General features: G+C 71.2%; 26 protein-coding genes. 17 read left to right on the forward strand and 9 right to left on the reverse strand.

What is annotated here, in order from left to right:
* Positions 1–4 precede the first annotated feature (4 nt).
* The 11 genes from bchY (at position 5) to MKK49_RS10060 (ending at position 9,148) form a co-directional block, all read left to right on the forward strand.
* The gene (bchY, locus tag MKK49_RS10010) at positions 5–1,582 is read left to right on the forward strand and encodes a chlorophyllide a reductase subunit Y (RefSeq protein ID WP_244028066.1); all 1,578 of its coding nucleotides are present in this window, start codon (positions 5–7) and stop codon (positions 1,580–1,582) included.
* Entirely contained in the window at positions 1,582–3,048 is a 1,467-nt protein-coding gene (bchZ, locus tag MKK49_RS10015) for a chlorophyllide a reductase subunit Z (RefSeq protein WP_244028067.1), read from the forward strand. The genes bchY and bchZ overlap by 1 nt, the downstream gene beginning before the upstream one ends.
* Before the next feature lie 105 nt (positions 3,049–3,153).
* Positions 3,154–3,369 (forward strand): hypothetical protein, encoded by a 216-nt coding sequence (locus MKK49_RS10020; protein WP_244028069.1) that lies wholly within the window; start codon positions 3,154–3,156, stop codon positions 3,367–3,369.
* A gap of 160 nt (positions 3,370–3,529) precedes the next feature.
* The gene (pufB, locus tag MKK49_RS10025) at positions 3,530–3,751 is read left to right on the forward strand and encodes a light-harvesting antenna LH1, beta subunit (protein WP_056096638.1); all 222 of its coding nucleotides are present in this window, start codon (positions 3,530–3,532) and stop codon (positions 3,749–3,751) included.
* A gap of 12 nt (positions 3,752–3,763) precedes the next feature.
* The gene (gene pufA, locus MKK49_RS10030) at positions 3,764–3,952 is read left to right on the forward strand and encodes a light-harvesting antenna LH1, alpha subunit (RefSeq protein WP_244028071.1); all 189 of its coding nucleotides are present in this window, start codon (positions 3,764–3,766) and stop codon (positions 3,950–3,952) included.
* A 108-nt stretch (positions 3,953–4,060) separates the two neighbouring features.
* Positions 4,061–4,885: a photosynthetic reaction center subunit L gene (gene pufL / locus MKK49_RS10035; RefSeq protein WP_244028072.1), complete on the forward strand. Its 825-nt coding sequence runs from the start codon at positions 4,061–4,063 to the stop codon at positions 4,883–4,885.
* A 15-nt stretch (positions 4,886–4,900) separates the two neighbouring features.
* Positions 4,901–5,878 carry a photosynthetic reaction center subunit M gene (pufM, locus tag MKK49_RS10040; protein WP_244028074.1) on the forward strand — a complete coding sequence of 326 codons (978 nt, stop codon included), beginning with the start codon at positions 4,901–4,903 and terminating at the stop codon, positions 5,876–5,878.
* Positions 5,875–6,996, forward strand: coding sequence for a photosynthetic reaction center cytochrome PufC (pufC, locus tag MKK49_RS10045; RefSeq protein ID WP_244028076.1), 1,122 nt, complete (start codon positions 5,875–5,877; stop codon positions 6,994–6,996). The genes pufM and pufC overlap by 4 nt, the downstream gene beginning before the upstream one ends.
* A 328-nt stretch (positions 6,997–7,324) precedes the next feature.
* Positions 7,325–7,450, forward strand: a complete 126-nt coding sequence (gene ykgO / locus MKK49_RS10050) for a type B 50S ribosomal protein L36 (RefSeq protein ID WP_055886195.1) — start codon at positions 7,325–7,327, stop codon at positions 7,448–7,450.
* 78 nt (positions 7,451–7,528) lie between these two features.
* A complete protein-coding gene (locus MKK49_RS10055) occupies positions 7,529–8,143 on the forward strand; it encodes a tetratricopeptide repeat protein (protein WP_244028077.1) in 615 nt (204 codons plus the stop codon).
* Positions 8,144–8,149: 6 nt separating this feature from the next.
* Positions 8,150–9,148, forward strand: a complete 999-nt coding sequence (locus tag MKK49_RS10060; protein ID WP_244028078.1) for an alpha/beta fold hydrolase — start codon at positions 8,150–8,152, stop codon at positions 9,146–9,148.
* 107 nt (positions 9,149–9,255) lie between these two features.
* On the opposite strand, the gene pyk is transcribed toward MKK49_RS10060, so the two are convergent.
* Positions 9,256–10,692, reverse strand: a complete 1,437-nt coding sequence (gene pyk / locus MKK49_RS10065) for a pyruvate kinase (RefSeq protein WP_244028079.1) — start codon at positions 10,690–10,692, stop codon at positions 9,256–9,258.
* 269 nt (positions 10,693–10,961) lie between these two features.
* Between pyk and MKK49_RS10070 the strand changes: the two genes are divergently transcribed.
* Together MKK49_RS10070 and MKK49_RS10075 are read left to right on the forward strand one after the other, a co-directional pair.
* A complete protein-coding gene (locus MKK49_RS10070; RefSeq protein WP_244028080.1) occupies positions 10,962–11,432 on the forward strand; it encodes a (2Fe-2S)-binding protein in 471 nt (156 codons plus the stop codon).
* Between the two features lie 17 nt (positions 11,433–11,449).
* A complete protein-coding gene (locus tag MKK49_RS10075) occupies positions 11,450–13,702 on the forward strand; it encodes a xanthine dehydrogenase family protein molybdopterin-binding subunit (protein ID WP_244028081.1) in 2,253 nt (750 codons plus the stop codon).
* Positions 13,703–13,792: 90 nt separating this feature from the next.
* On the opposite strand, the gene MKK49_RS10080 is transcribed toward MKK49_RS10075, so the two are convergent.
* Genes MKK49_RS10080 through MKK49_RS10095 form a run of 4 tightly spaced genes read right to left on the reverse strand, consistent with a single transcriptional unit; the run spans position 13,793 to position 16,326 of the window.
* Positions 13,793–14,218 (reverse strand): type II toxin-antitoxin system VapC family toxin, encoded by a 426-nt coding sequence (locus tag MKK49_RS10080; RefSeq protein ID WP_244028082.1) that lies wholly within the window; start codon positions 14,216–14,218, stop codon positions 13,793–13,795.
* On the reverse strand, positions 14,215–14,499 hold the full coding sequence (locus MKK49_RS10085; protein ID WP_279595448.1) for a FitA-like ribbon-helix-helix domain-containing protein: 285 nt from the start codon (positions 14,497–14,499) through the stop codon (positions 14,215–14,217). The genes MKK49_RS10080 and MKK49_RS10085 overlap by 4 nt, the downstream gene beginning before the upstream one ends.
* A 53-nt stretch (positions 14,500–14,552) precedes the next feature.
* Entirely contained in the window at positions 14,553–14,978 is a 426-nt protein-coding gene (locus tag MKK49_RS10090) for a DUF1036 domain-containing protein (RefSeq protein ID WP_244028086.1), read from the reverse strand.
* Between the two features lie 40 nt (positions 14,979–15,018).
* Positions 15,019–16,326: a glycerate kinase gene (locus tag MKK49_RS10095; RefSeq protein WP_244028088.1), complete on the reverse strand. Its 1,308-nt coding sequence runs from the start codon at positions 16,324–16,326 to the stop codon at positions 15,019–15,021.
* 219 nt (positions 16,327–16,545) lie between these two features.
* Between MKK49_RS10095 and MKK49_RS10100 the strand changes: the two genes are divergently transcribed.
* Entirely contained in the window at positions 16,546–17,283 is a 738-nt protein-coding gene (locus MKK49_RS10100; protein WP_244028089.1) for an N-formylglutamate amidohydrolase, read from the forward strand.
* Between the two features lie 79 nt (positions 17,284–17,362).
* On the opposite strand, the gene MKK49_RS10105 is transcribed toward MKK49_RS10100, so the two are convergent.
* Entirely contained in the window at positions 17,363–17,635 is a 273-nt protein-coding gene (locus MKK49_RS10105; protein ID WP_244028090.1) for a hypothetical protein, read from the reverse strand.
* Between the two features lie 220 nt (positions 17,636–17,855).
* Here MKK49_RS10105 and MKK49_RS10110 point away from each other — a divergent pair, with 220 nt between their 5' ends.
* Both MKK49_RS10110 and MKK49_RS10115 read left to right on the forward strand, forming a co-directional pair.
* On the forward strand, positions 17,856–18,179 hold the full coding sequence (locus MKK49_RS10110; protein WP_244028091.1) for a DUF1244 domain-containing protein: 324 nt from the start codon (positions 17,856–17,858) through the stop codon (positions 18,177–18,179).
* Positions 18,180–18,411: 232 nt separating this feature from the next.
* Positions 18,412–18,678: a DUF2312 domain-containing protein gene (locus tag MKK49_RS10115; protein WP_056096607.1), complete on the forward strand. Its 267-nt coding sequence runs from the start codon at positions 18,412–18,414 to the stop codon at positions 18,676–18,678.
* Between the two features lie 78 nt (positions 18,679–18,756).
* Here MKK49_RS10115 and MKK49_RS10120 read toward each other — a convergent pair whose 3' ends face one another.
* The 3 genes from MKK49_RS10120 to MKK49_RS10130 form a co-directional block, all read right to left on the reverse strand.
* Positions 18,757–20,289: a DUF882 domain-containing protein gene (locus MKK49_RS10120; RefSeq protein ID WP_409565050.1), complete on the reverse strand. Its 1,533-nt coding sequence runs from the start codon at positions 20,287–20,289 to the stop codon at positions 18,757–18,759.
* 184 nt (positions 20,290–20,473) lie between these two features.
* The gene (locus MKK49_RS10125; protein ID WP_244028093.1) at positions 20,474–22,540 is read right to left on the reverse strand and encodes a murein L,D-transpeptidase; all 2,067 of its coding nucleotides are present in this window, start codon (positions 22,538–22,540) and stop codon (positions 20,474–20,476) included.
* Between the two features lie 113 nt (positions 22,541–22,653).
* Positions 22,654–24,144 carry a sigma-54-dependent transcriptional regulator gene (locus tag MKK49_RS10130; RefSeq protein WP_244028095.1) on the reverse strand — a complete coding sequence of 497 codons (1,491 nt, stop codon included), beginning with the start codon at positions 24,142–24,144 and terminating at the stop codon, positions 22,654–22,656.
* Positions 24,145–24,471: 327 nt separating this feature from the next.
* On the opposite strand from MKK49_RS10130, the gene MKK49_RS10135 reads away from it, so the two are divergent.
* Positions 24,472–26,346, forward strand: coding sequence for a M3 family oligoendopeptidase (locus MKK49_RS10135; RefSeq protein WP_244028097.1), 1,875 nt, complete (start codon positions 24,472–24,474; stop codon positions 26,344–26,346).
* The last annotated feature ends 13 nt before the right edge of the window (positions 26,347–26,359 follow it).

The raw sequence follows: 26,359 nt of genomic DNA on the forward strand, positions 1-26,359 counted from the left end.
GCGCATGGCCGTCACCCTCGACATCGCCGATCTGCGCGCCCGTAAGGAGCGCCCCGCCTCGACCCTGGCGGCCCCGGCCGTCCCGGCCGAGGTGGTGAACCTCGCTGCCGCGACGAGCGACGGCCTCGGCTGCCATTCCGGCAAGGCGACGATGCGGGCGGCGGCCGAGGCCGCCGGGATGTCGGAGACGCTGGAGCAGCTTCGAAAGGACTACCCGGCGGGCCCGCACGACCAGCCCCAGAGCATGTGCCCGGCCTTCGGCTCCCTCCGCGTCGGCCTGCGCATGCGGCGCACGGCGACGATCCTCTCGGGCTCGGCCTGCTGCGTCTACGGCCTGACCTTCACCTCGCATTTCTACGGGGCGAAGCGGAGCGTCGGCTACGTGCCGTTCAATTCCGAGACGCTCGTGACCGGAAAGCTGTTCGAGGACATCCGCGAGGCGGTGTTCGACGTGGCGAAACCCGCCGATCACGACGCCGTCGTGGTGATCAACCTGTGCGTGCCGACCGCCTCGGGCGTGCCCCTGCGGCTCCTGCCCAAGCAGATCGACGGGGTCCGCATCATCGGTATCGACGTGCCGGGCTTCGGGGTGCCGACCCACGCCGAGGCGAAGGACGTGCTCGCCGGCGCCATGCTGAAGTTCGCCCGCACGGAGGCCGAGCAGGGTCCCGTCCAGGCGCCCCGCACGGGGCGGGCCGAGCGCCCCACCGTGGCCCTGCTCGGCGAGATGTTCCCCGCCGACCCGGTGGTGATCGGCGGCCTTCTCGAGCCCCTGGGCCTCGCCGCCGGTCCCGTCGTCCCCACCCGCGAATGGCGCGAGCTCTACGCGGCCCTCGATTGCGCGGCGGTGGCGGCGATCCACCCGTTCTACACCGCCTCCATCCGCGAGTTCCAGGCGGCGGGCCGCCCCGTCGTCGGCTCCGCCCCCGTGGGCCACGACGGCACCGCCGACTGGCTCGACCGGATCGGCGAGGCCTGTGCCGTCCCCCGCGCCACGGTGGAAGCGGCCAAGAACCGGATGCTGCCGATGATCCGTGGCGCACTCGCCGCGACCCCGATCCGGGGGCGCATCACCCTCTCGGGCTACGAGGGTTCGGAACTCCTCGTCGGGCGCCTCCTCGTCGAGAGCGGCGCCGATCTGCGCTACGTCGGCACCGCCTGCCCGCGCACACCCTATGCCGAGGCCGATCGGGACTGGCTCGAAGCGCGCGGCGTCGCCGTACGGTTCCGCGCCTCCCTGGAGGACGATCTCGCCGCCCTGATGGAATTCCGGCCGGATCTCGCCATCGGCACCACCCCGGTGGTGCAGAAGGCGAAAGCCCTGGCGATCCCGGCCCTGTACTTCACCAACCTCATCTCGGCCCGCCCGCTCATGGGCGTCGCGGGCGCCGGGTCGCTCGCCAAGGTCATCAACGCGGCCATCGGCAACCGGCACCGCTTCGACGCCATGCGGGATTTCTTCGCCGGTGTCGGCGAGGGCCACAGTGCCGGCATCTGGGAGGACGTCCCGCAGCTGCGCAAGGCCGTCACCGTCGCGCCCCGGGGCAAGCCCGCCCACGATCCGATCGGGGAGATGGCCTGATGCTCGTCCTCGATCACGACCGGGCCGGCGGCTACTGGGGCGCCGTCTACGTCTTCACCGCCATCAAGGGGCTGCAGGTCGTCATCGACGGGCCCGTCGGCTGCGAGAACCTGCCCGTCACCTCGGTGCTGCACTACACCGACGCCCTGCCGCCGCACGAGCTGCCCATCGTGGTCACGGGACTGGCGGAGGAGGAGCTCGGCCGCCACGGCACCGAAGCCGCGATGAAGCGGGCGCACGCCACCCTCGATCCGGGCCAGCCCAGCGTCGTCGTCACCGGCTCCATCGCCGAGATGATCGGCGGCGGCGTCACCCCGGAGGGCACCAACCTCCAGCGCTTCCTGCCGCGCACCATCGACGAGGACCAGTGGCAGGCCGCCGACCGGGCCATGGCCTGGCTCTGGCAGGAATACGGCGCGCGGAAATTCGCCAAGAAGGGCATCCCGGCGAGACCCGAGCGCAAGGCCGGCGAGCGCCCCCGCGTCAACCTCATCGGCCCGGCCTACGGCACCTTCAACATGCCGTCCGACCTCGCCGAGATCCGCCGGCTCGTCGAGGGCATCGGCGCCGAGGTGAACCTCGCCTTTCCGCTCGGCTCGCATCTGGCCGACGTTCCCAAACTCGTGAACGCGGACGCCAACATCTGCCTCTACCGCGAGTTCGGCCGCCTGCTCTGCGAGGCCCTGGAGCGGCCCTACCTCCAGGCGCCCATCGGCATCCACTCGACCACCAAGTTCCTGCGCTCGCTCGGCGAACTCCTCGGCCTCGACCCCGAGCCGTTCATCGAGCGCGAGAAGCACACGACGATCAAGCCGGTCTGGGACCTGTGGCGCTCGGTGACCCAGGACTTCTTCGGCACGGCGAGCTTCGGCATCGTGGCGAGCGACACCTACGCGCGGGGCGTGCGCCACTTCCTCGAGGACGAGATGGGCCTGCCCTGCCATTTCGCGGTGTCCCGCAGGGCCGGCGCCAAGACCGACAACGCCGCCATCCGCGACCTCATCGCGAAAAATCCGCCCCTGGTGCTGTTCGGGTCGTTCAACGAGCGGATGTACGCGGCCGAGGCCGGTGCGCGGGCGATCTTCGTCCCGGCCTCGTTCCCCGGCGCCATCATCCGGCGCCACACCGGCACGCCGTTCATGGGGTTCTCGGGCGCGACCTACCTCGTCCAGGAGGTCTGCAACGCCCTGTTCGACATGCTCTTCCACATCCTGCCGCTGGCCCGCGACATGGATGCGGTCGAGGCGACGCCGGGGCGGCTCCACCGCGAGCTGCCGTGGGACGAGGCGGCGCGGGCCGATCTCGAGGCCCTGGTGGAGTCCCATCCGGTGCTGGTGCGGATCTCGGCGGCCAAGCGCCTGCGGGATGCCGCCGAGCGGGCCGCGCGCCGCGAGGACGCGCCCCGCGTCACCCCCGATCACGTCGCGCGCGCCCGCGCCGATACCGCCCTCGGGGCCGCCGCATGAATGCGCGCGCGCCTTCCCTTTCCGGCTGGAACGGCGCGGCGCCGTCCAACCGGCCCCTGCCCGACGCCCAGCGCCGCAACGATCCGCCCACAGGAGACGTGCCCCATGCAACGCTCGCTGAACCCGGTCTCCCGCCTGCATCAGGACGCGGTCCAGTTCCGCCTCATCCTGGCCGCGACCTATCCGTTCTTCCTCGCCGCCGCCTGCGCCCAGCGGGTGATGCCGGCCCATCCGGTCGGAATCGCGCCGCAGCGGCGCTCGGTCTTCGCCGAGGCGCGCAGCATGGCCGTCTCGGCCCTCCCTTTCGTCTTCATGGGATGATTCGCGTCTCCATGGGGTGATCCGCCTTCGGGTGAGGCCCGTCGGTCCGCCCGCCACCGACCTCCCATCCGTCGCACGGAGGGAAGGACCGCCGGAGCCGCCAAGGCCCCGGTGACAGCCGCCGCGCCCCCGCGCGGCCAGACCCACGGAGGTTGAACCGATGGCCAACGGCATAGTCGAGAAACCCAGCAGCCTGTCCGGGCTGACGGAACCCGAAGCCAAGGAGTTCCACGCGATCTTCCTGACGAGCTTCATCATCTTCACGGCCATCGCCGTGGTCGCCCACATCCTCGTGTGGATGTGGCGCCCGTGGCTGCCGGGACCCAAGGGCTACGCCGCCCTGGAGACGGCGGCCCAGACCGTCGCCTCGCTGATTTCCTGAGGAGGACGCACCATGCACAAGGTCTGGCTCCTGTTCGATCCGCGCCGCACCCTGGTGGCGCTGTTCACCTTCCTGTTCATCCTGGCCCTGCTGATCCACTTCATCCTGCTCAGCACCGACCGGTTCAACTGGCTGGAAGGCCCCAAAGCCCCGCGCGCGGCCAACGCCCAGAGCCTCGTCCTGCCGACGATGCCCGCCTGACGGGCGCGCCCGAGCAAGGTCAGCGGGCGGGCGGCCGAGTTCCTCGGCCCCCGCCCGCGCCACTCCCAAAAAACCCGAGAAGAACCGTGGCGCCGGGAGGGTTTCGCGATGGCGATGCTGAGTTTTGAACGAAAATACCGCGTCCGCGGCGGCACGCTGGTCGGCGGAGACCTGTTCGATTTCTGGGTGGGACCGTTCTACGTCGGCTTCTTCGGCGTCACCACGCTGTTCTTCTCCGTGCTCGGCACGGCGCTGATCATCTACGGCGCGGCGCTCGGGCCGACCTGGAACATCTGGCAGATCAACATCGCGCCGCCCGACCTGAAATACGGCTTGGCGCTCGCCCCCCTCAAGGAGGGCGGTCTCTGGCAGATCATCACCTTCTGCGCCGTCGGGGCGTTCTCGTCCTGGGCGCTGCGCGAGGTCGAGATCTGCCGCAAGCTCGGCATCGGCTACCACGTGCCCTTCGCCTTCTCGGTGGCGATCCTCGCCTACGTCTCCCTGGTGGTTGTCCGTCCGCTCCTCATGGGCGCCTGGGGTCACGGCTTCCCCTACGGCATCCTCTCCCACCTCGATTGGGTCTCGAACACCGGGTACCAGTACCTGCACTTCCACTACAATCCGGCGCACATGCTCGCCGTGTCGTTCTTCTTCACGACGACGCTGGCGCTCTCGCTCCACGGTTCGCTGATCCTGTCCTCGACCAATCCGGGCAAGGGCGAGGTGGTGAAGACGCCCGAGCACGAGGACACCTTCTTCCGCGACACCATCGGCTACTCCATCGGCACGCTCGGCATCCACCGGCTGGGCCTGTTCCTCGCCCTGTCGGCGGGCTTCTGGAGCGCCGTCTGCATCGTCATCAGCGGCCCGTTCTGGACCCGTGGCTGGCCGGAATGGTGGGGCTGGTGGCTCAATCTCCCGGTCTGGCGCTGAGAGGGGGAACCGCACATGGCCTACTATCAGAACATCTTCACGGAAGTGCAGGTCCGTCCCGTCGTCCCGGAACTCGGGGTGCCCGTCGATTCCGACAAGCGCTGGGGCAAGCCGTTCAACTCCTACCTGTTCGGCCTCATCGGCAATTCACAGGTCGGCCCGATCTATATCGGCTATCTCGGCGCGCTCTCCTTCGCCTGCGGTCTCATCGCCTTCGAGATCATCGGCCTCAACATGTGGGCCAGCGTGAACTGGGACCCGGTCCAGTTCGTGCGCCAGCTCCCCTGGCTCGCCCTCGAGCCGCCACGCCCGCAATACGGCCTCAAGATCCTGCCGCCGCTCGCCGAGGGCGGGTGGTGGCTCATCGCCGGCTTCTTCCTCACGGCGTCGGTGCTGCTGTGGTGGCTGCGGCTGTTCCGCCGGGCCAAGGCCCTGGGGCTCGGCTACCACGTGCCCTGGGCCTTCGCCTCCGCGATCTGGCTGTTCCTCGTCCTCGGCTTCATCCGGCCGGTGCTGATGGGCTCGTGGAGCGAGGCGGTGCCGTTCGGCATCTTCCCGCACCTCGACTGGACCGCCGCGTTCTCGCTGCGCTACGGCAACCTGTTCTACAACCCGTTCCACATGCTCTCGATCGTGTTCCTCTACGGATCGACGCTGCTGTTCGCCATGCACGGCGGCACCATCCTGGCGGTGAGCCGCTTCGGCGGCGAGCGTGAGATCGATCAGATCGTCGATCGCGGCACGGCGACGGAACGCGCCGCCCTGTTCTGGCGCTGGACCATGGGCTTCAACGCCACCATGGAATCCGTCCACCGCTGGGCCTGGTGGTTCGCGGTCCTGACCACGCTGACGGGCGGCATCGGCATCCTGCTCACCGGCACGGTGGTCGACAACTGGTACCTCTGGGCGGTCAAGCACGGCGTCGCCCCGGCCTACCCGCAGGTCTACGCTCCCATCGTCGATCCCCTGAGCCAGCCCGGAGGGACCCCATGAAGACCTTCTTCGTCGTCCTCGGGGCCTCCATCGCCTTCTTCCTCACGGTGGCGATGTTCGGCACCTCGGGCTGGGAGCGGCCCCCGCTCACCACCACGCAGAACGGCTTTCGCGGCACGGGCATGGACCAAGTCCACACCCGCGCGGAGGTCGCGGAGAAAAAGGACGCCAACCTGGCGCCCGCCCCCGCCGATCCGGCGGAGGAGGGCGGCGAACTCGCCGGGCAGACCTACGAGAACGTCAAGGTTCTCAGCGGCCTCACGACGAACGAATTCAACCGCCTCATGGTCTCGATGACGGAGTGGGTCAGCCCTGAGCAGGGCTGCACCTACTGCCACAACACCGAGAACATGGCCGACGACAGCCTCTACCAGAAGCGCGTCGCCCGGCGGATGCTTCAGATGACCCAGCACATCAACAGCGACTGGAAGGCGGGCCACGTCGGTGGGGCCGGCGTGACCTGCTACACCTGCCATCGCGGCCAGCCCGTGCCGGCCAATATCTGGTTCACCAACCCGGGCCCGAACCACACTTCGGGGTTCGTGTCCCGCAACAACGGGCAGAACATGGCCGCCCCCTCGGTCGGCCTCGCCTCGCTGCCCTACGACACCCTGACGGAATACCTCGCCGACAAGACCATCGACAACAACGCCATCCGGGTGAACGCCACCACGGCGTTGCCGACCACCAAGGGCAAGCCGATCCAGGACGCGGAGAAGACCTACGGCCTGATGATCCACATGTCGGAAGGGCTCGGGGTCAACTGCACCTTCTGCCACAACACCCGGGCCATCTCGAACTGGCAGCAGAGCACGCCCCAGCGCACCACCGCCTGGCACGGCATCCGCATGGTGCGGGACATCAACGGCAACTTCATGGAGCCCCTGACGTCGACGTTCCCGAAGAACCGCCTCGGCGTGCTCGGCGACGTGCCCAAGGTGAACTGCACCACCTGCCACAACGGCCAGAGCAAGCCCCTCAACGGCGCCCACGTGGTGGAGGCCTATCCGGAACTCACGAAGACCACCGTGGCGGAGGTGACGAAGGCCCCGGCGCCCGATGCTCCCGCGACGGAGCCACCGGCCGTGCCCGCGGCGCCTCCCGCGCCCCGGCCCTGAGAGCGGGACGGGGCCGACGCCCCGCCTCCCTCAACCGACCCATCCATCGCCATACGGCCGCCGGCACCCGCCCGGCGGCCGTTTCGTTTCGGGGGAGGGCGTCGCGGCGATCCGTGCTACGGGCTTGCGATCCCCCCCGGTGCGGCCCCCATGGCCGCGCGGCGGGATTCGCGTCGCGCCGCCTTGCCTTGGCGGTACGAATCCTGATAAGGCAACCGCCTTTCCGCGATGCGTCCACACACATCGCCGAGGCCGCCGTTCGAGGTGCCTCGTTCCCGAGACCCCATGGACAGGCGGCGGGCTTCAAAGTCCGGCCGACGTGAGACCGATGAAGATTCGCAACTCCCTCAAGTCGCTGCGTGGCCGTCACCGCGACAACCAGATCGTGCGCCGCAAGGGCCGGGTCTACATCATCAACAAGACCCAGAAGCGCTTCAAGGCGCGCCAGGGCTGAGGCCTCCTCGCCCGCCTCCGTGCGGGCGCGGCAAGCCGGCGGGTTGACGGCACCGGGCGGGGCGAGGAAGCTCCCCCCATGCCCAGCCAGATCCTACCTCGGACGTTTCTCAAAGCCGCGCTCGTCGCGGCTTTTTGCGTGGGCGACGTCACCCTCGCCCGGGCCCTGCCGGCGCCCAGGACAACCGATAAGCAACCCGAAAAGCCCCGGGCCGCCATCAGCCTCGACGACCTCTACGCTCGCCTGAAGGCGGCGGAGGACGATGCCGAGGCCAAGGGCATCGCCCGCCTCATCGAGCAGCGCCTCGGGCGCTCGGGCAGCGCCACGGCCGACCTCCTCACGGAGCGCGCACGCCAGGCCATGAGCGGCCAGGATTTTCCCCTCGCCGTCGAGCTGCTCGACCGGGCCACCACCCTGGAGCCGGGATGGTCCGAGGGCTGGAACCGCCGGGCGACGGTGTTCTGGCTGCTCAAGGACCATGACGGCGCCATCACCGACCTCAAGCGCACCCTGGTGATCGAGCCCCGGCACTACGAGGCCTGGGCGGCGCTCGGCCGGATCTACCTCTCCATGGACGAGAAGGTCCGGGCGCTGGAAGCCTTCCGCCGGGCCGCCGCCCTGTATCCGCGCATGGACAAGCTGCAGAGCGCCATCGACCGCCTCGCCCCCGACGTCGACGGGCGGGACCTGTAGGCCCCCATGATCCTCCTCAAGGTGTTCGCGGGGCTGCTCGGCCTCGTCGCCGTGGTGCTGGGTGCCGGCGCCCTGGCGACCCTGCTCATCACCCTGCGGATCGAGGCGCGCCACCCGCCGCAGGGACCGTTCGTGCCGGTACCGGGCGGGCGCCTCGCCAGCATCGAAGCGGGGCCAAACCCATCGGCGCGCGGCACCGTCGTCCTCCTGCACGGTGCCTCGGCCAACGCCTCCGACCCCATGGAGGGGATCGGCCGGCGCCTCGCGGCGGACGGCTTTCGGGTGATCGCCTTCGACCGGCCGGGCTCCGGCTGGAGCGACCGGCTGGGCGGCCGCGACATGGCCCCGCCGGCCGCGCAAGGGCACGCCATCGCGCAGGCCCTGGCGTCCCTGAAGATCGGCCCGGCCATCGTGCTCGGCCATTCCTGGTCCGGGGCGCTCGCCACGGCCATCGCCCTCGACCATCCCGAGCGCGTCGCGGGCCTCGTCCTCGCGGCGCCCGTGGCGATGCCGTATCCGCGCACCGGGACGGTGCCGTGGACCTACCGCCTCGCCCTGTGGCCGCCGATGACCTGGCTCCTTAGCCAGACGCTCGCGACCCCCGTGGGGCTGTATTACCTGCCGCGTGCCGGCGGGGCGGTGTTCCGCCCGCAGGACGCCCCGGCGGACTACCTCGACCGCAGTCGTGCGGCCCTGGTGCTGCGCCCGGGCTCGATCCGGGCCAACCTTCAAGACCTCGCCGGCCTGCCAGGGGCGCTGGCGGCCCAGGCGCCGCGCTACGCCGCCCTCAGGGTGCCGACGGTGGTGATCTCGGGCGATGCCGACGGGGCCGTGCCCGCCGACCGGCAGGCGGTGCCGCTCGCCGCCGCGATCCCACAAGCCCGCCTCGTCCTGCTGCCCGGCATCGGCCACATGCTCCAATACGTCGCCGTGGACGCCCTGGCGGACGCGGTCGCGCGCCTGGCCGACCGGATCGCCGCGGAACGAGACCCGGTCGCGCCTTGAGTCTCAGGCCAGACCTCGACGAGGTCTGGTCGTGCAACCGAACGGCGGCGATCATCCGCCGAACCTGACGAATCCCAGCCAGGGGCAGGGATTCGAGAGAACCGCACTCACGCCTTGGCGGCGTGCTCGCGGGTGACGAAGGCGATGCGCACGAGATTCGTGGCGCCGGGCGTCCCGAACGGCACGCCGGCGACCACGATCACCCGGTCGCCGATCTCGGCGAAGCGCTCGCGCACGGCGAACTTCGCCGCCCGGAACGCCATGTCGTCGACGTCGCTGGCGTCGTTGGTGACGATGGGGTGGGTGCCCCAGCACAGGGCCAGGCGCCGCGCCGTCTCGCGCTTCGGGGTGAGCGCGATGATCGTGGCGTTGGGCCGCGAGCGGGCGAGCCGCAGGGCGGTGGAGCCCGAATGGGTCCAGGCCATGATCGCCGTGAGCTTCAGGGCGTCCACCATCTGGTGGGCGGCCGCCGCGATGGCGTCGGACGCCGTGGCGTCGGGCTCGGAGCGCTGGGCCGTGAGGATGGTCCAGTACAGGGCGTCGCGCTCGACCTGCTCGGCGATGCGGCTCATCATGGTGATGGCCTCGATGGGGAAGGCGCCCGACGCGCTCTCGGCCGAGAGCATCACGGCGTCGGCCCCCTCGTAGACTGCGGTGGCGACGTCCGAGACCTCGGCGCGGGTCGGCACCGGCGCGGTGATCATCGATTCGAGCATCTGGGTCGCCACGACGACGGGCTTGCCCATGCGGCGCGACGAGCGGGTGATGCGCTTCTGCACGCCGGGCACCTGCTCCAGGGGCATCTCGACGCCGAGGTCGCCGCGCGCCACCATGATCCCGTCGGAGATCTCGATGATCTCGTCGAGGCGGGTCAGCGCCTGCGGCTTCTCGATCTTGGCCATGACCAGGGCGCGGCCGGCCGCCACCTTCTTCACCTCGGCCACATCCTCGGGGCGCTGCACGAAGGAGACGGCGATCCAGTCGGCACCGGCGTTGAGCCCGGCCTCGAGGTCGCCCCGGTCCTTCTCCGTCATGGCGGCGACGGGGATCACCGTGTCGGGGAGCGAGACGCCCTTGCGGTTGGAGATGCGGCCGCCGATGACGACCTTCGTGACGGCGCGCCCCTCGGACACCTCCGTCACGACGAGGCGCAGCTTGCCGTCGTCGATGATCACGACGTGGCCGGGCTCCAGGGCCGAGAGGATCTCGGGGTGGGGCAGGAACACGCGGGTCACGTCACCGGGCGTCGGGTCGCTGTCGAGGACGAAGGTGGCGCCGTTCTCCAGGATCGCGGCCCCCTCGGCGAAGGCGGCGACGCGCAGCTTCGGCCCCTGGAGATCCACCAGCACGGCGATGGGCCGGCGCAGTTCGCGCTCGATGGTGCGGATCACCTCGATCTTCGCGGGCAGCATTTCGCGGGGGAGGTGGCTCATGTTCAGGCGGAACACGTCGGCGCCGGCGCGAAACAGCTTCTCGATCATCTCCGGGGTATCGGAGGCGGGCCCCAGGGTCGCGATGATCTTCGTGCGGCGTGAACGTTTCAAAACCGGCCTCCATCCCAAGCACTTCGGCGCCCCGCCGGCTCGCGGATGGCCGGACGTTAAGCGAGCGGCCAGAAGCACCCCTCTGGCCGCCCCGTCAAGGAGCACGCCCGGCACGGATAAACCGGCCCCGTGACGGGCGCATGGCGCGGGGGTGCGCGGACGGCTGCGAAAGGGCCGCGGAGGAGGCCCCATAGGGCTGCTTGACCCCCATGCGGCGATCCCGCACCTTCTTAGGAACGATTCAAGAATACAGAACTCAGGAAGCGCCCATGACCCGGCCGGTGTCCCTCGACGTCAACGGACGCGCCGTGCGCGTCAGCCTCGACGATCCCGAAACGCCCCTGCTCTACGTCCTGCGCGACGATCTCGGCCTGCACGGGCCGCGCTTCGGCTGCGGCCTGGGGCAGTGCGGCTCGTGCACCGTCCACATCGACGGCGCCGCCGTGCGCTCCTGCATCACGCCGGTCTCCAGCCTGAAGGCCGGCCAGAAGATCGTTACCCTCGAGGGCCTCGGCACCGAGGAGGCGCCCCATCCCCTGCAGACGGCGTTCATCGCCGAGCAGGCGGCCCAGTGCGGCTACTGCATCAACGGCATGATCATGCAGTCGGCCGCCTTCCTCACCGACAGTCCCAAGCCCGACGAGGCCGCGATCCGCCAGGCGCTCGCGAACAACCTGTGCCGCTGCGGCACCCATGCCCGAATCGTGCGCGCCGTGCAGCGCGCCGCATCCACCCTGTGATCCGGGAGGTTTTGGCCATGCGCGACACGATTCCCGACGCCCCGACCGCCCTCTCGCGCCGCGCCCTGCTGGGGGGCGCCCTCGTGGTGGGCTTCTCGCTCCTGCCGCGCGGGGCCGGAGCCCAGGCGCCCGCGCCGGCCGCCACGCCCGCCGGCCTGCCGACGGCGGGCCTGACGAAACCCATCAACGTCGACGAGGTCGATGCCTACCTCACCATCGGGGCGGACGGGCGCGTCACCGTCTATTCCGGCAAGGTCGATCTCGGCACCGGCGTGCGCACGGCCCTGACCCAGATGGCGGCGGAGGAGCTCGACCTGCCGCTCGCCTCCGTGACGGTGATCCAGGGCGACACCGGCCTCACCCCCGACCAGGGACCGACCTACGGCAGCCTGTCGATCCAGAACGGCGGCGCGCAGATCCGGCAGGCGGCGGCCACGGCCCGCAAGGCCCTGGTCACCCTCGCCGCCGAGCGCCTCGGTGTCGCGCCCGAGACCCTGCGCCTGAAGGACGGGTCGATTGTCGGCGCGGACAACGGGCAAAAATTCACCTTCGCCGACCTCATCGGCGACCGGCGCTTCGACCTCAAGGTCGACAAGGCGGCCAAGCCGAAGGACCCGGCGCTCTACACCCTCGTCGGCCGCCCCGTGGCCCGCCTCGACATCCCGGCCAAGATCTTCGGCACCTTTACCTACATGCAGGACGTGCGGGTGCCCGGCATGGTCCACGGCCGGGTGGTGCGCCCGCCCGCCCTCGGCGCCACCCTGGAATCCGTGAACGACAGCCGGGCCCTGGCGTTGCCGGGGGTGATCCGGGTGGTGCGCGAGGGCAATTTCCTCGGCGTCGTCGCCAGGACCGAATGGGGCGCCATCCGGGCCGCCGACGCCCTCGAGGCGCGCTGGTCGGCGGGCTCCGGCCTGCCCGAGCAGGCCAAGCTCTGGGACCACGTCCGCGCCACGCGGGTGACCAAGGAGGATGTCACCAGCAACGTCGGGGCGGCGGACGAGCCCCTGAAGAGCGCCGCCCGTACCCTGTCGGCGACCTACGACTTCGCCATCCACACCCACGGCTCCATCGGGCCGTCCTGCGCCATCGCGGAGATCAAGGACGGAGCGCTCACCTGCTGGACCGCCTCGCAGATGACCCACGCCCTGCGCCGGCAGCTCGCGGCGATGACGGCGATCCCCACGGACAAGGTGCGCTGCCTCTACGTCGAGGGCTCGGGCTGCTACGGCCGCAACGGCCACGAGGACGCCGCCGCCGACGCCACCCTGCTGGCCCGCGCCGTGGGCCGCCCCGTGCGGGTGCAATGGTCCCGGGCCGACGAGCACGGCTGGGACCCCAAGGGACCGCCCACCCTCATCGACCTCAAGGCCGGCCTCGACGCCGACGGCAAGGTCCTGGCTTGGACCTCGCAGTTCCTCATCCCCGAGGGTTCGGCCGGCAACGTGGCCCTGGTGGCCGCCGACCTCGCCGGCCTGCCGCACGAGACCGCCATGGCGCCGGGCAACATCATCCACAACTCGGCGATCCCCTACACCGTCCCCAACGTCCGCACAGTGTGCCGCCGGCTCGCCGACACGCCGTTCCGCCCGTCCTGGATCCGGACCCCGGGCCGGATGCAGAACACCTTCGCCAACGAGGCGTTCTTCGACGAGTGCGCCGCCGCCGCCGGCAGGGACCCGGCGGAGGCGCGCCTCGCCGCCCTCGACGATCCGCGCGGCGCGGAGGTGCTGCGCCGGGTGATGGCCCTGGCCAAATGGGAGACCCGCCCGTCGCCGAAGGCCGGCACGCAGGGCGACGTAGTGCGCGGGCGCGGCATCTCCTACGTCCGCTACGAGCTCTACCGGACCTACGTGGCGGGCGTCGCCGAGGTCGAGGTGGACCGCAGGTCCGGCGCGATCCGGGTGACGCGGTTCTACGTGGTCCAGGATTGCGGGCAGATCATCAACCCGGACGGGGTGCGCAACCAGCTCGAGGGCAACATCCTCCAGACCGTGAGCCGGACCCTGAAGGAGGAGGTGACCTTCGACCGGGCGCAGGTGACGAGCCTCGACTGGGCGACCTATCCGATCCTCACCTTCCCGGAGGCGCCCGAGATCGTCATGGAGCTCATCGACCGGCCCGGCGAAAAACCCTGGGGCGCGGGCGAGCCCTCGGCGGCCATCGTGTCGAGCGCCATCTCCAACGCGGTGTTCGACGCCACGGGCGCGCGCCTGCGCTCGGTGCCGTTCACGCCGGCGAAGGTGCAGGCGGGCCTGCGCGCCACCTGAGGCGCTGGGCAGGGCGGGATGGAGTCGGTCGACAGGGGGGGTTGCAGGGCCGATCCGGGACCGTCAGCGGTGACGCACTGATGAGGATCGTCAGGGCGCTTCACGCCACGGGTCGATGATCGTGAGACCGCATCCCGCGAAGCCGCCAACGTCACGGGTGACGATCGAAAAACCGGCGGCGGCGGTCGTAGCCGCGATCAGGGCATCGAACCCTTCGATCGGTGCACCGGCCGCCCGACGCGTAATGACGATCCGCGCATCGTGATCGGCCGCCGCGTCATCGAACGGCAGGATGCGACCGGGAAATTCCTCGGCGAAGATCGCCGTGACCACTGCCGTGAACCCGTCCCGCCGGCGGCCGGCGGGCATGGCGGCGACGCCGTAGAGGAGTTCCGCCCGGGTGATGCTGGTGGTGTAGAGCGCGGCGCGCGGCTGCGCCGCCACCCAGGCCAGGACGTTCGGATGTGGGCTGAGCCGCATCAGCTCCGAGATGACGTTGGTGTCGAGGACGATCATGGGTCCAGCGACGGCGGCTCACCGAGCGTCACGGCCGGATGCGCCTCCAGATCGACACCGCCCAGCGGTGCGACCCGACGTCGGATCGCCTCGGCGAGGTTCGGCACGTCGCCGGTCTCCGAATCCGAAGTCTCCGAGAGGAAGGTTTCCGAGAGGATGAAGCGCGCCTCCGCTTCCATCGATCGGCCGTTGCGGGCCGCACGAAGGCGCAGCCCCTCGGTCACGCGACCGTCGAGGTCGCGGATGGTGAGGCTGGCCGGCGGCGATTGCGAAACTGCCATGACCGGATGGTAGGCATCGCCACCGACGCTGGCAACACGATCAGCCTCGCGCCCTACGGCACGCCCGCCGGCTGGTTTGGATCGGTGAGCTGGATCGTCCAGCTCTTCTGCTCGCCGGTATCGACCTCGTAGAAGCCGTTGCGGTCGTAGCCGCGTGCCAGGCAGTCCTCGACGCCCCGGATCGTGAACTCGCGGTCCTTGGTGCACATGAGCGAGCGCCCGCTCCACTCGCCGCCGCGCGTGTAGTCCACGGCGAACACGTAGTAGAACCGCGCCGCAAGCGTGCCCTTGAGCAGGGTCTCGCAGCCCTTGGGCGCCACGTCCCACCAGCCCTCCGTCACCCACCCCTGCGTGTCGCGGTAGCCGAGCGCGATGCCGACCTTGCTCGTGGTGAGGTTGCACATGCGCAGGTCGGCATGGGCGGGGGCGGTGGTCACGCAGAGAGCCGCGAGCACGCCCGCCAGAACCCTCCCCCCCATGCGGAGGAGAGGGTTCGCGCAGCGGCGGTGAATCATCCCCTTACCCGACAAGGATGACCCGGCAATCGTTGACGTTGGTGCGGGTCGGGCCGGGCTGGACGAGGTCGCCGAGGGTGTCGAAGAACCGGGTCGAGTCGTTGTCGGCCAGCATGGCGGCGGGGTCGAGGCCGGCGGCGCGGGCGCGCGCCAGGGTGGTGGGATCGACGAGGCCGCCGGCGGGGTCCGTGGCCTCGCCGCGCCCGCCATCGGTGCCGTCGGTGTCGGCGGCGATGCCGAGGATGCCGGGCGCGCCGTCGAGCGCGATGGCGAGCGCCAGGGCGTATTCCTGGTTCGGACCGCCATGGCCCTCGCCCACGATGGTGACGGTGAGTTCGCCGCCCGAGATGATCGCGACCTTCGCGCCGGCCGCGTGGTGCCCGAGGGCGAGTTTGGCGTGCTCGGCCGCGACTTCCCGGGCCTCGCCCTCGACGTCGGGACCGAGCATCACCGGCGTGTAGCCGGCGCGGCGCGCGGCCTCGGCTGCCGCCTCCAGGGCGTCGATGGGCCGGGCGATGATGCGGTACTCGGCCCGGGCGAAGGCGGCGTCGCCCGCCTTCGGGGTCTCGTTGATGGGGTCGGCGAGGAGCGCCTTGGCCGTCTCCGGCAGGGGGATGCCGCGCCGCTCGCAGATGGCGCGGGCCTCGGCCAGGGTCGAGGGGTCCGGCACGGTGGGCCCCGAGGCGATCACCGCCGGGTCGTCGAAGGGTACGTCCGAGATGGCGAGGGTCAGGATCGAGCGGGCGTTGCGGGCCATCATGGCGAGGCGCCCGCCCTTGATCCGCGACAGGTGCTTGCGCACGCAGTTGATCTCGTTGATGGGCGCGCCCGAGCGCAGGAGCGCCTTGGTGATGGACTGCTTCTCCGTGAGCGTGAGGTCGCCGGCGGGCGCGATCCAGTTGGCCGAGCCGCCGCCGGAGAGCAGCACGAGCACGTCGTCCTCCGGGCCGGCATCCGCCGCGATCTTCAGGGCGTCGATGGTGGCGTCGATGCCGGCCTGGTCGGGCACCGGATGCCCGGCCTCGACCATGCGGATCATCGGCGCCTCCTCGCCGTAGCCGTGGCGGGCCACCGCCAGGCCGACGATGCGGCTCGCGTCGACGCCGTGCTCCTCCCGGTAGAACCGGCTCGCCACCGCCGCCATCGAGCCGCCGGCCTTGCCCGCGCCCAGGATGATGAGGCGGCCGGGGCCGGGGGCCGGCAGGTGCGGCACGAGGCAGCGGGCCGGGTGGGCGGCGGCGATGGCCTCGTCGAGGATGCCGAGGAGGAGGGTGCGGGCGGCGGCGTGGTCGGCGGAGGAGGGCGCGGTCATGGCGTGTCCGTGTATCGCGGTAAGGTCGAGGAAGGCCGCCCGGCGTTGCCCCGCCGGATCGTTGTTTCGCGGGACGGATTCGTGCGCGCCGGATTGTTGCCGTGCCCGCGCTTGTCCGCGATACGTGCTGTGCCCGACGCCCGCCGTCGCGGCAAGCTGTGCGATCGCGCGGCCGGATGTTTGCCCCCGCCTGCCCGAGCCTTCAGGACCCCGCCGCCCATGCTGCCTCCTCATCCCGTCGAGACCATCCCGGGCGATCCGGCCCGGGGCCTGCTGATCCTCTGCGACCACGCCTCGAACCACGTGCCCGACGACCTCGACCGCCTCGGGGTGCCGGACCACGAATACGCCCGCCACATCGCCTACGACATCGGCGCGGCGGCCGTGACCCGGCATCTGGCCGCGCAGCTCGGCGTGCCCGCGATCCTGACCCGGTTCTCGCGCCTCATCATCGACCCCAACCGGGGCCGGGCCGACCCGACCCTGGTGATGCGCCTCTCCGACGGCGCCATCGTGCCGGGCAACGCCCGCATCGACGAGGCCGGCAAGCAGGCGCGCATCCGCCGGTTCTACGAACCGTTCGACGCGGCCATCGACGCCCACGTGGCGGCGGCCGAGGCCACGGGCGTGCCCCTCGCCATCGTGACCATGCACAGCTTCACGCCGTACTGGCGCACGGTGCCGCGCCCCTGGCACGTCGGCATCCTGTGGGACCGAGACGACCGCCTGAGCGCGCCGCTCATCGCGGGCCTGCGCGCCGACCCCGCCGGCCTCACCGTGGGGGACAACGAGCCCTATGGCGGGGGCTTGCCCGGCGACACCATCGACCGGCACGCCCTCGCGCGCGGCCTGCGCAACGCGCTGGTGGAGATCCGCCAGGACCTCATCGCGGAAGAACCCGGCCAGATCGAATGGGCGACGCGCTTCGCCAAGCTCCTGCGTCCGCTTCTGCCCTGACCCGACCTTCGGACCGGGCACGCGAAAACGGCGGGGCTCTCGCCCCGCCGTCCGGCCGATCCTGCAACGGGATGCGCGCTTAACGCGTGCCGCCCGAGGTCCGGCCGTACTGCCAGACCGGGAAGCTGTTTTGCTCGGCGTTGCCTTCCTTGGCGGATATGTCGCTGCGGCGCGGGGCGATGGACCCCGTGGTCAGGCCATCGTCGTCGAGCGCGGTGTTGCCGGCGTACCCGGGCGCCGCATAGGCCGGAACGCCGGCGGGTGCGGTGTAGCTCTGGGCCAGGGCCGGGGACGCCAGCGCGCTCAGGCTCAAGACGACGGCAGCGACGGTGGAAGCAAGACGGGTGTTCATGACAGTAAACCTCTGAGTATCGCGGTCTCCGTCGAAAGGCGGTGGGCCGTGAGTTCTTGTGTAACGTCGATGTAGTCCCGCCCCGGACCGAATGTCGTGCGGTTTGGCACCCGGCTGGACGCGAGGGCATCGAATCCGAATCGGCCGGCCTGTCCTTGACGGCGCGAGCCTGGACACGACCTGTCACACAGCATCTGCCCACCACACCGAGGACATCGCCGTGACCGAGACCAGCGCAACCGAGATCGACGCCGCCACCCGCACGGAGCTCGAAGCCGCCGTGTTCCGCCGCCTCGTCGCCCACCTGCAGGGGCGCACGGACGTGCAGAACATCGACCTGATGAACATGGCCGGGTTCTGCCGCAACTGCCTGTCGAACTGGCTCAAGGATGCCGCCGACGCGAAGGGCCTGCCGCTCACCAAGGATGCGAGCCGCGAGGCCGTCTACGGCATGCCCTACGCCGACTGGAAGCGCCTGCACCAGGCCGACGCGACGCCGGATCAGCAAGCGGCCTTCGCCAAGGCGGCGGCGGAGCCGCATTGAAGGCGGCGGCGGAGCCGCATTGAAGCCGGCGGAGGAGCCGCATTAAGGCGGCGACGCAGCCGCATCGAGCTTGATCCCGGGGGGCGGCGAAAGCCCGTTCAGGAACAAAAGCTTAGCCCGTCGGACCAGTCCCGGCCGGGGGCCGTAACAACCCGGTAAGCTTGAACGCTTAGTGAAGCGGTTCCGGCGCATTCGACAGACTGCGCCCCGCCAATCAGGGATTGAGACAGCCATGGCCGCTTCCGCCGCACCCGCCGTCGATGCTTCGTCCGTCGCCGCCGACCAGCTCAAGAGCTTCATCGAGCGCATCGAGCGCCTGGAGGAGGAGAAGGCCGGCCTCGCCTCGGACATCAAGGACGTCTACGCGGAGGCCAAGGGCACCGGCTTCGACGTGAAGGCCCTGCGCAAGATCATCTCCCTGCGCAAGAAGGACCACGCCGAGCGCCAGGAGGAGGAGGCCATCCTCGAGCTCTACATGCAGGCGCTCGGCATGGTGTGACGCCGGGACCCATCGCCAGAACCGGAAGGGCCGCGGCAGGAATGCCGCGGCCCTTCCGGTTTTCGATCGAAGCCGAGATCAGCGCACGCCCGGCACCGCGCGGGTGGCCGAGCCCGAGAAGCGGCCGGCGGTGAGGTCGTCGCCGGGCGCGCGGGCGGAGAAGCGGGTGGCGACGGCGGCCGGCTGGGTCAGGCTGCCCTCCGGCGCGCCGTCGAGCTTGGCTTTGGTCACGGCGAGGCGCACGGGGACGGCGCGGCTCGCGGGCTCGGAGGCGCCCTGCGCGGCGGCGGCGAACAGGGCGCGCAGCTGAAGCTTCGGGTCGGCGCTGGCCGGAACCAGGCGGGTGACGGCGGCGGGCTGGGTCGAAGTCTGACTGGACGCGGCGCCGAGATTGGCCATGCCGGCCGTGCCGAGGCCCGCGACCTGAACCGACGGACGCGGCGGGGGCAGGGGCATGGCCAGCGCCGCGGCCACGGCGGCGAACTCGGCGGGACGGCGCGGGGGCAGGGGGACCTCCGTCGTCGCCTTGGCCTCGCCCCCGAGGGCTGCCGGCTCCGCCGCCTTCGGCTCGGCGGTGAGCAGGCTCTGGGCGTCGCGGCCGTCGCGGCGCAGGAGAGCCGACTTGAGGGTGTCGCTGGCGGCCGGCGCCGCGTAGGCCAGGGCCGCGCGGGTGCCGGTCTGATCGTCCGGGTCGGCGCTCGCCACCACCACCGTCGGCTTGGCGCGGGTGCGCGCCGTGGGCGCGGGCGCCGGGGCGGGCGCCTCGCTGCTGGAGCCGCCGCCGAACAGGCTGGCGAAGAAGCCCCGGATGCTCGGGCCGTCATCCTCGTCCACCTGCGCCACCTGGGTGATGCCGAGCACGGTGCCGCCGCGCGCCAGGACCTCGGCGCGGGCGAGTTCGTAGCCGGGGAGGGGACGGTTGTCGGCGGGCAGGTGGACGGTCTTGCCGTCGGGGAACAGGCGGGCGAGCTGGTCGTGGGTCATGCGCGGCCACGAGCGCACGGAGCCGACGTCGAGGTGGACGAAGGGCGAGCCCGCGCGGGGATACCAGCCGACGCCGCCGCGCTGCATCCGCATGCCGACGGCCCGGATCTGGTCGATGGAGACGTCGGGCAGATAGAAGTCCATCGCCTTGCCGAGCATGTGCTGGCTGTACTCGGCCACCGCGCTGGAGCGGCGCCGCAGCATGGCGTTGGTACCGGGCGAGCGGTAGGCCGAGACCACGGTGATGGGCTCCTGCGAGCCGACGGAGCGGTAGGCCTCCCACACGGTGTCGAACAGGCGCGGGTCCATCTTGGTCGGCTCGTCGACGCGCCAGTCGCGCAGGAGCCAGTTCAGCTGCTCCAGGGCGGCGCGGTCGTAGCGCCCGTCGCGCTTGAACGTGACGGTGAGGCTTTCCTTGGTGTGGCTGTGAAAGATCGAGAGGGTGCGGGTGTCGCCGTTGGCCACCGCATCCTGGGTGCCGCGCGTGCCGGCGACGAGGGCCAGGGCGATGCCGGAGGCGGCGATGGCGGCGCGGCGCAGGCGCGGGCCGGGACGAGGTCCGTGTCGCAGGAACTGACGCACGATGGTCCTTACCCTCTGCCAGATCCTGCCCACCGGCCGGATCATGGTGAACGCAAGGTTGCCGAAAACCATGAACGTCCGGTTATCGGGTCCTCGGCGGTTCGCCGGTTGATCCCGATTATGGCTAAGGTCCAACCGTGGCGAAATCGTGCCGCCGCGTGCGCGGGCACACAGAGGGGTGTTTTCCCAAGGGTTCGTCGTCGTTTTTCCGACCGAAGGCCGACGGCGCCTACCACCAGCCGGAGGAGGGCCTCGACGGCGCCGGGGTCCACAGGCCGGGCTCGCCGAAATCAGCCGGCGGGCGGGCGGCGGTGCGCGCGGGGCGGGCGGGCGCGGCGTCCACGGAGCGGACCTCGCGCACGGACCTGCGCCGCACCTCGGCGGCCGGCGCGGCGGAGGGCCTGGGCGCGCCGAGCCTGGGGGCCGGGAGTTTCGGAGCGGCGAGTTTGGGCGCCGGCTTGTCGCCCGAAGCCTTGGCCACCAGCAGACTGCCGGGGGCGAGGCCCAGCGCGATCTTCATGCGGGAATCGTAGCCGTAGAGGTCCGGCAGGGTCCGGTAGCCCCCGGCGTCGTCGATGTAGGCGGTGAAGTAGGCGAGATGCACCGGCAGCTTCTCGGCGAGGCGGATCGTGCGCTCGCCCTTGCCGATGAGCTTCTTCAGGCGCTCGCCCGACCACGCGTCCGGCAGGACCGCATCGGCGAAGCGGAACGGATCGTCGACGCGCACGCAGCCGTGGCTGAGCGCCCGGCGCGACCCGGAGAACAGAGACCGGTTCGGCGTATCGTGCAGGTAGACCGCGTGGTTGTTGGGGAACATGAACTTGATGAAGCCGAGCGCGTTGCGCTCGCCCGGCGGCTGGCGGACCGAGACGTTGCCGTTGCGGTAGACCACCTCGTAGCCGCGCCGCGCCGCGTAGTTCGGGTCGCGGGCGAGGCCGGGCAGGAACTCGTTCTTCAGGATCGAGGGCGGCACGTTCCAGGACGGGTTGACGACGGCGTACTCCATCAGCCCGGAGAAGATCGGCGTCGGGCTCTCGGTCTTGCCGACGATGACCCGGGCCTCGTCGCGTTTGCGGCCGTCCTTGAACACCCGGACCTGGAACTCGGGAATGTTGACCATCACGTAGTCGCGCCCGAGGTCGGCCGGCAGCCAGCGCCAGCGCTCCATGTTGACGAGAAGCGCGGCCTCGTTGTCGTCGGAGGGGGGCGCGGCGTCGGGACGGCCGAGGGCCGCCACGGTCTGCGGGGTGAGGGTGCCGGTGGCGGGCAGGCCCCGGCGGCGCTGGAACCCGGCGACGGCGGCGGAGACGGACGCGTCGTAGGCGTCGGGCTCGCCCGGCGCGGCGTCGAGGGTGCCGGCGGTGCGGCTCGCGAGGCCGAAGCGGGCGCGCAGGGCCGGCACGCGGGGGTCGTGCATGCCGAGCTTGAGCGCCGGCCCGGCCGGCAGTTGCACGGTGGGCTCAGGCCCGGGCGCGTGGCCGCCCCGGGCGGCGGCGAGGCGGGCTTTCAGGGCGAGGTAGCCGGCCTGGGACGGGTTGTAGGCCTGGAGCAGGGCGCCGGCCTGCGCGCCGGCCGGGGCGATCCGGCCCAGCACCGCGTCGGCGGCGGGCAGGTCGAGGGTCGGCGTGATGAGGCGCGACAGGCTGGCCAAGTGGATGCGGCCGCCGCGCGCGTCGCGGGCATAGAGGGCGACCGCCGCCGAGAGCTTGAGTTCGGCCTCCGCCACCTGCGCCTCGGTGAGGGGTTGGGTGCCCAGCACCGGCACCGGGTAGGCGGCGGCCTTGAGGCCGTCCTCGCCGGCGGCGGCCAGGCGCGCAGCGGCGGATTTCGCCGCCGCCGTGTAGGCGCCGTCGACGATCCAGACGGGCTTGAAGGCGCCGAGCGCGTAGAACGCCTGGATCGCCTCGCGGTCCTTCGTGGTCAGGCGCGGCAGCAGGGGCGCGGGATCGGTCAGGCGCGCCGCCACGGCCGCACCGAGGGGATCGCTCGGCACCGGCGGGGGCGGGGGGGCCTCGGCCATGGGGGCGGGGGACGATTCGGACGGCGGAGCGGCGACCTCGGGGGCGGCCGGCGGAGCGACCGGGACGGGGACGGTCTTGGACGCATCCGGAGGCGCGGGATCGACGGAGGCCTTCTGCATGAGGGGCGCATCCGGTCGGTCCGGCGCGGCGACCTGAGCGGGGGCGACCTCGGCGTGGGCGACCTCGGCGTGGGCGACCTGGGCGTGGGCGCCGTAGCCGATGCAGCCCGCGATGAGGGCCGACACGGCGACGGAGGCGGAGCGCGTGACGCCCATGGGTGCAACTCCTGCGGACCGGACGGCCGGTCGCTTCAGTTAAAGATATCGACCGGCGCGCGCGGGTGCGCAACGGCACGCCCCCGAGCGGGGCGTACCTGTGTCATTTCGGTTCAGGCGGCTTCCTCGGCCTTGTCGTCGCCGTCGAGACCGAGGTCCTTGAGCTTGCGGTAGAGGGTGGATCGGCCGATTCCGAGGCGGCGCGAGACCTCCGACATCCGGCCCCGGTAGAATTGCAGGGCGAAGCGGATGATCTCGGCCTCCAGGCCGTCCATGGTCTTCATCTCGCCGGTCTCCTCGGCGACCAGGCTCATGGCGTGGGGATCGCGGACCTCGACCCGGACGATCTCGCGCACGGGCTCGGGCGCCCCGGCCTGGACCATGGGCTGCACGGGTGCCGCCGGGATGCGGACGTCGAAGCCCTCGACCTGGGCGGCGATCTGCGGGAACTCCGCCACGGTGAGCTCGTCGCCGTCGGCCAGCACCACGGCGCGGAACAGGGCGTTCTCGAGCTGGCGGACGTTGCCGGGCCAGCCGTAGCGGGTGAGCAGCGCCATGGCCTCGGGCGTGATGGCGCGGACCTTCTTGCCCTCCTCCGCCGCGAACCGGGCGCAGAACGAGCGCACGAGGTCGGGGATGTCCTCGCGGCGCGCGCGAAGCGGCGGCAGGGTCATGGGAAAGACGTTGAGGCGGTAATACAGGTCCTCGCGGAACCGGCCCTGCTTCACGAGATCGAGGAGCGAGCGGTTCGTCGCGGAGACGAGGCGGATGTCGACCCGCACGCTGCGCTTGGCGCCGACGGGATCGACCTCGCCCTCCTGCAGGGCGCGCAGGAGCTTCACCTGGGCGTCGAGGGGCAACTCGCCGATCTCGTCGAGGAACAGCGTGCCGCCCGACGCCTCGACGAACTTGCCCATGTGGCGCTCGGTGGCACCGGTGAACGCCCCCTTCTCGTGGCCGAACAGGGTCGATTCCACGAGGTTGTCGGGGATCGCCCCGCAATTGACCGTCACGAACGCCTTGCCGCGCCGGTCGCCCGAGCCCTGGATGGCGCGGGCGAGGACCTCCTTGCCGACCCCCGATTCGCCCTCGATGAGCACGGGAATGTTGGATTTGGCCGAGCGCTCGGCCAAGCGGATCACCCGCTCCATGTCCGGGCTCTTCGAGGTGAGGTCCTTGAACGAGAGGGAGCCGGAGGCGCGCCGGCGCATGCGGCGCACTTCCTCCTCGAGCTGATCGACCTTGAGGGCGTTCTTGATGGAGACCTGGAGGCGCTCGGCGCCGGCGGGCTTGACCACGAAGTCGACGGCGCCGGCCCGCATGGCGGTGACGACGGCGTCGATGGAGCCGTTGGAGGTCTGGACGATGACCGGCACGTCGAGGCCGGATTTGCGCATCTCGGCCATGACGCCGAGGCCGTCGAGGCCGCCGGGCATCACGAGGTCGAGGAGCATCACGTCGATGGGCTCGCCCGCGCGCAGGAGGCCGAGACCGTCCTCGCCGCTCTCGGCGACCTTCGCGTCGAAGCCGAGCCGGCGCACCATCGCCTCGGCCAGGCGACGCTGCACGGGATCGTCATCGACGATGAGGACCGTTGTCGTCATGGGCTGCGCCTCGATCGGGGGAGGGCGGCCGCATCGCGAGACGGGCTCGGAGGGCGGCGCCGGACTGTTTCGTTTCGATCCGCAGGGTGCCCCAAGAGCGTAAAGCCGCGCTTAACGACGATCCGCTTTTCCGTGAAGTCCGATCGTCGACGCCGCACCCACGGCTTTCGTGCGGATGACGGTTGATCGCGGGGGCCGCGCGCTCGATATCACCGCCGACGGCACCCCGGTGCCGGCTCCGACAGCGTCGGACTTTCGTTCTTGCACCGGCTTCGTCGAAGGCCGGTATCCACCGTCCGGACCGATGTTCCAGGGAAGCAGCCCATCATGCCGAGTCGAGCCGTCGCCCAAGCCAGCCGCGCGGGCATCGTCGCCACTCCCGAGGGGGCGAGCGCCGCACGGGCGGCCGCGCACGCCGCCGACCTCGGCGCCCTGCCCGAATGGGACCTGAGCGACCTCTATTCCGGCATCGACGCGCCCGACTTCCGCGCCGACCTCGCCCGCGCCGAGGCGGCCTGCCGCGAGGTCTCCGAGCGTTATGCCGGGCGTCTGGCGGCGCTCGCCACCGGTCCGGACGCCTCCGCGCGCCTCGCCGAGGCGGTCCGGGCCTACGAGGCCATCGAGGATCTCCTCGGGCGCCTGATGTCGTTCGCCGGCCTCGTCTACTCGGGCGACACCACCGACGAGGCCCGCGAGAAATTCTACGGCGACACCCAGGAGCGCCTCACCACGGCCTCCAGCCACCTGCTGTTCTTCGCCCTCGAACTCAACCGCATCGACGACGCCACCCTGGACGCGGCCATGGCCGACGGGCCGCTTTCCGCCTACGCGCCGTGGATCGAGGACCTGCGCCGCGAAAAGCCGTTCCAGCTCGACGACCGCACCGAGAAGCTGTTCCTCGAGAAGTCGGTGACCGGCCGCTCGGCCTGGAACCGGCTGTTCGACGGCACCATCGCGTCCCTGCGCTTCTCCGTGCAGGGTGAGCCGCTCACCCTGGAGCCGACCCTCAACCGCCTGCAGGACCCCGACGGGGCCGTGCGCAAGGAGGCGGCGGGGGCGCTCGGCGAGGTGTTCCGGGCAAATCTGCGCACCTTCACCCTCATCACCAACACGCTGGCCAAGGACAAGGAGATCAACGACCGTTGGCGCGGCTTCACCGATGTGGCCGAATCCCGCCACCTGTCGAACCGGGTCGAGCCCGAGGTGGTCGACGCCCTGGTCGAGGCGGTGCAGGCGGCCTATCCGCGCCTGTCGCACCGCTACTACGCCCTGAAGGCGAAGTGGTTCGGGGTCGAGGCCCTGCCGTACTGGGACCGCAACGCGCCCCTGCCGAAGGTCGAGCAGCGCACGATCCCCTGGACGGAAGCCCGCGACACGGTGCTCGACGCCTACGGCGCCTTCTCGCCGCGCATGGCCAGCATCGCCAAGACCTTCTTCGACCGCAACTGGATCGATGCGCCGACGCGGCCCGGCAAGGCGCCCGGCGCCTTCGCGCACCCCACCGTGCCCTCGGCCCATCCCTACGTCCTGGTGAACTACCAGGGTAAGCCGCGGGACGTGATGACCCTGGCGCACGAGCTCGGCCACGGCGTGCATCAGGTGCTGGCCGGCCCCAACGGGGCCCTGATGGCGCCGACGCCGCTGACGCTGGCCGAGACCGCGAGCGTGTTCGGCGAGATGCTGACCTTCCGCCGGCTGCTCGCCGCCACCACGAACACGACCCAGCGCCGGGCCATGCTGGCGGCCAAGGTCGAGGACATGATCAACACGGTGGTGCGCCAGATCGCGTTCTACGCCTTCGAGCGCAAGGTCCACCTCGCCCGCGCCGAGGGCGAGCTCACGGCCGAGCAGATCAACGCCCTCTGGATGTCCGTGCAGCGCGACAGCCTCGGTCCGGCCATCACCCTGGATGCGGGCTACGAGCCGTTCTGGGCCTACATCCCGCACTTCATCCACTCGCCGTTCTACGTCTACGCCTACGCCTTCGGCGATTGCCTCGTGAACTCCCTCTACGGGGTCTACGCCAAGGCCGAGGAGGGCTTCGTCGAGCGCTACTTCGCCCTGCTCTCGGCCGGCGGCGCCAAGCCCTACGGCGAGCTCCTCGCCCCCTTCGGCCTCGACGCCCGCGACCCGGGTTTCTGGCAGATCGGCCTCACCATGATCGAGGGCATGATCGCGGAGTTGGAGGCGATGGAGGGCTGACGGCGGCTTGGCG

It is taken from the genome of Methylobacterium sp. J-090 (assembly GCF_022829345.1).
Taxonomy (GTDB): Bacteria; Pseudomonadota; Alphaproteobacteria; order Rhizobiales; family Beijerinckiaceae; genus Methylobacterium.

Excerpts from the sequence above, each read along its gene's own strand:
- bchY (WP_244028066.1), top strand. The coding sequence starts at position 5 with ATGGCCGTCACCCTCGACATCGCCGATCTGCGCGCCCGTAAGGAGCGC.
- bchZ (WP_244028067.1), top strand. The coding sequence starts at position 1,582 with ATGCTCGTCCTCGATCACGACCGGGCCGGCGGCTACTGGGGCGCCGTC.
- MKK49_RS10020 (WP_244028069.1), top strand. The coding sequence starts at position 3,154 with ATGCAACGCTCGCTGAACCCGGTCTCCCGCCTGCATCAGGACGCGGTC.
- pufB (WP_056096638.1), top strand. The coding sequence starts at position 3,530 with ATGGCCAACGGCATAGTCGAGAAACCCAGCAGCCTGTCCGGGCTGACG.
- pufA (WP_244028071.1), top strand. The coding sequence starts at position 3,764 with ATGCACAAGGTCTGGCTCCTGTTCGATCCGCGCCGCACCCTGGTGGCG.
- pufL (WP_244028072.1), top strand. The coding sequence starts at position 4,061 with ATGGCGATGCTGAGTTTTGAACGAAAATACCGCGTCCGCGGCGGCACG.
- pufM (WP_244028074.1), top strand. The coding sequence starts at position 4,901 with ATGGCCTACTATCAGAACATCTTCACGGAAGTGCAGGTCCGTCCCGTC.
- pufC (WP_244028076.1), top strand. The coding sequence starts at position 5,875 with ATGAAGACCTTCTTCGTCGTCCTCGGGGCCTCCATCGCCTTCTTCCTC.
- ykgO (WP_055886195.1), top strand. The coding sequence starts at position 7,325 with ATGAAGATTCGCAACTCCCTCAAGTCGCTGCGTGGCCGTCACCGCGAC.
- MKK49_RS10055 (WP_244028077.1), top strand. The coding sequence starts at position 7,529 with ATGCCCAGCCAGATCCTACCTCGGACGTTTCTCAAAGCCGCGCTCGTC.
- MKK49_RS10060 (WP_244028078.1), top strand. The coding sequence starts at position 8,150 with ATGATCCTCCTCAAGGTGTTCGCGGGGCTGCTCGGCCTCGTCGCCGTG.
- MKK49_RS10070 (WP_244028080.1), top strand. The coding sequence starts at position 10,962 with ATGACCCGGCCGGTGTCCCTCGACGTCAACGGACGCGCCGTGCGCGTC.
- MKK49_RS10075 (WP_244028081.1), top strand. The coding sequence starts at position 11,450 with ATGCGCGACACGATTCCCGACGCCCCGACCGCCCTCTCGCGCCGCGCC.
- MKK49_RS10080 (WP_244028082.1), bottom strand. The coding sequence starts at position 14,218 with ATGATCGTCCTCGACACCAACGTCATCTCGGAGCTGATGCGGCTCAGC.
- MKK49_RS10085 (WP_279595448.1), bottom strand. The coding sequence starts at position 14,499 with ATGGCAGTTTCGCAATCGCCGCCGGCCAGCCTCACCATCCGCGACCTC.
- MKK49_RS10090 (WP_244028086.1), bottom strand. The coding sequence starts at position 14,978 with ATGGGGGGGAGGGTTCTGGCGGGCGTGCTCGCGGCTCTCTGCGTGACC.
- MKK49_RS10095 (WP_244028088.1), bottom strand. The coding sequence starts at position 16,326 with ATGACCGCGCCCTCCTCCGCCGACCACGCCGCCGCCCGCACCCTCCTC.
- MKK49_RS10100 (WP_244028089.1), top strand. The coding sequence starts at position 16,546 with ATGCTGCCTCCTCATCCCGTCGAGACCATCCCGGGCGATCCGGCCCGG.
- MKK49_RS10105 (WP_244028090.1), bottom strand. The coding sequence starts at position 17,635 with ATGAACACCCGTCTTGCTTCCACCGTCGCTGCCGTCGTCTTGAGCCTG.
- MKK49_RS10115 (WP_056096607.1), top strand. The coding sequence starts at position 18,412 with ATGGCCGCTTCCGCCGCACCCGCCGTCGATGCTTCGTCCGTCGCCGCC.
- MKK49_RS10120 (WP_409565050.1), bottom strand. The coding sequence starts at position 20,289 with ATGATCCGGCCGGTGGGCAGGATCTGGCAGAGGGTAAGGACCATCGTG.
- MKK49_RS10125 (WP_244028093.1), bottom strand. The coding sequence starts at position 22,540 with ATGGGCGTCACGCGCTCCGCCTCCGTCGCCGTGTCGGCCCTCATCGCG.
- MKK49_RS10130 (WP_244028095.1), bottom strand. The coding sequence starts at position 24,144 with ATGACGACAACGGTCCTCATCGTCGATGACGATCCCGTGCAGCGTCGC.
- MKK49_RS10135 (WP_244028097.1), top strand. The coding sequence starts at position 24,472 with ATGCCGAGTCGAGCCGTCGCCCAAGCCAGCCGCGCGGGCATCGTCGCC.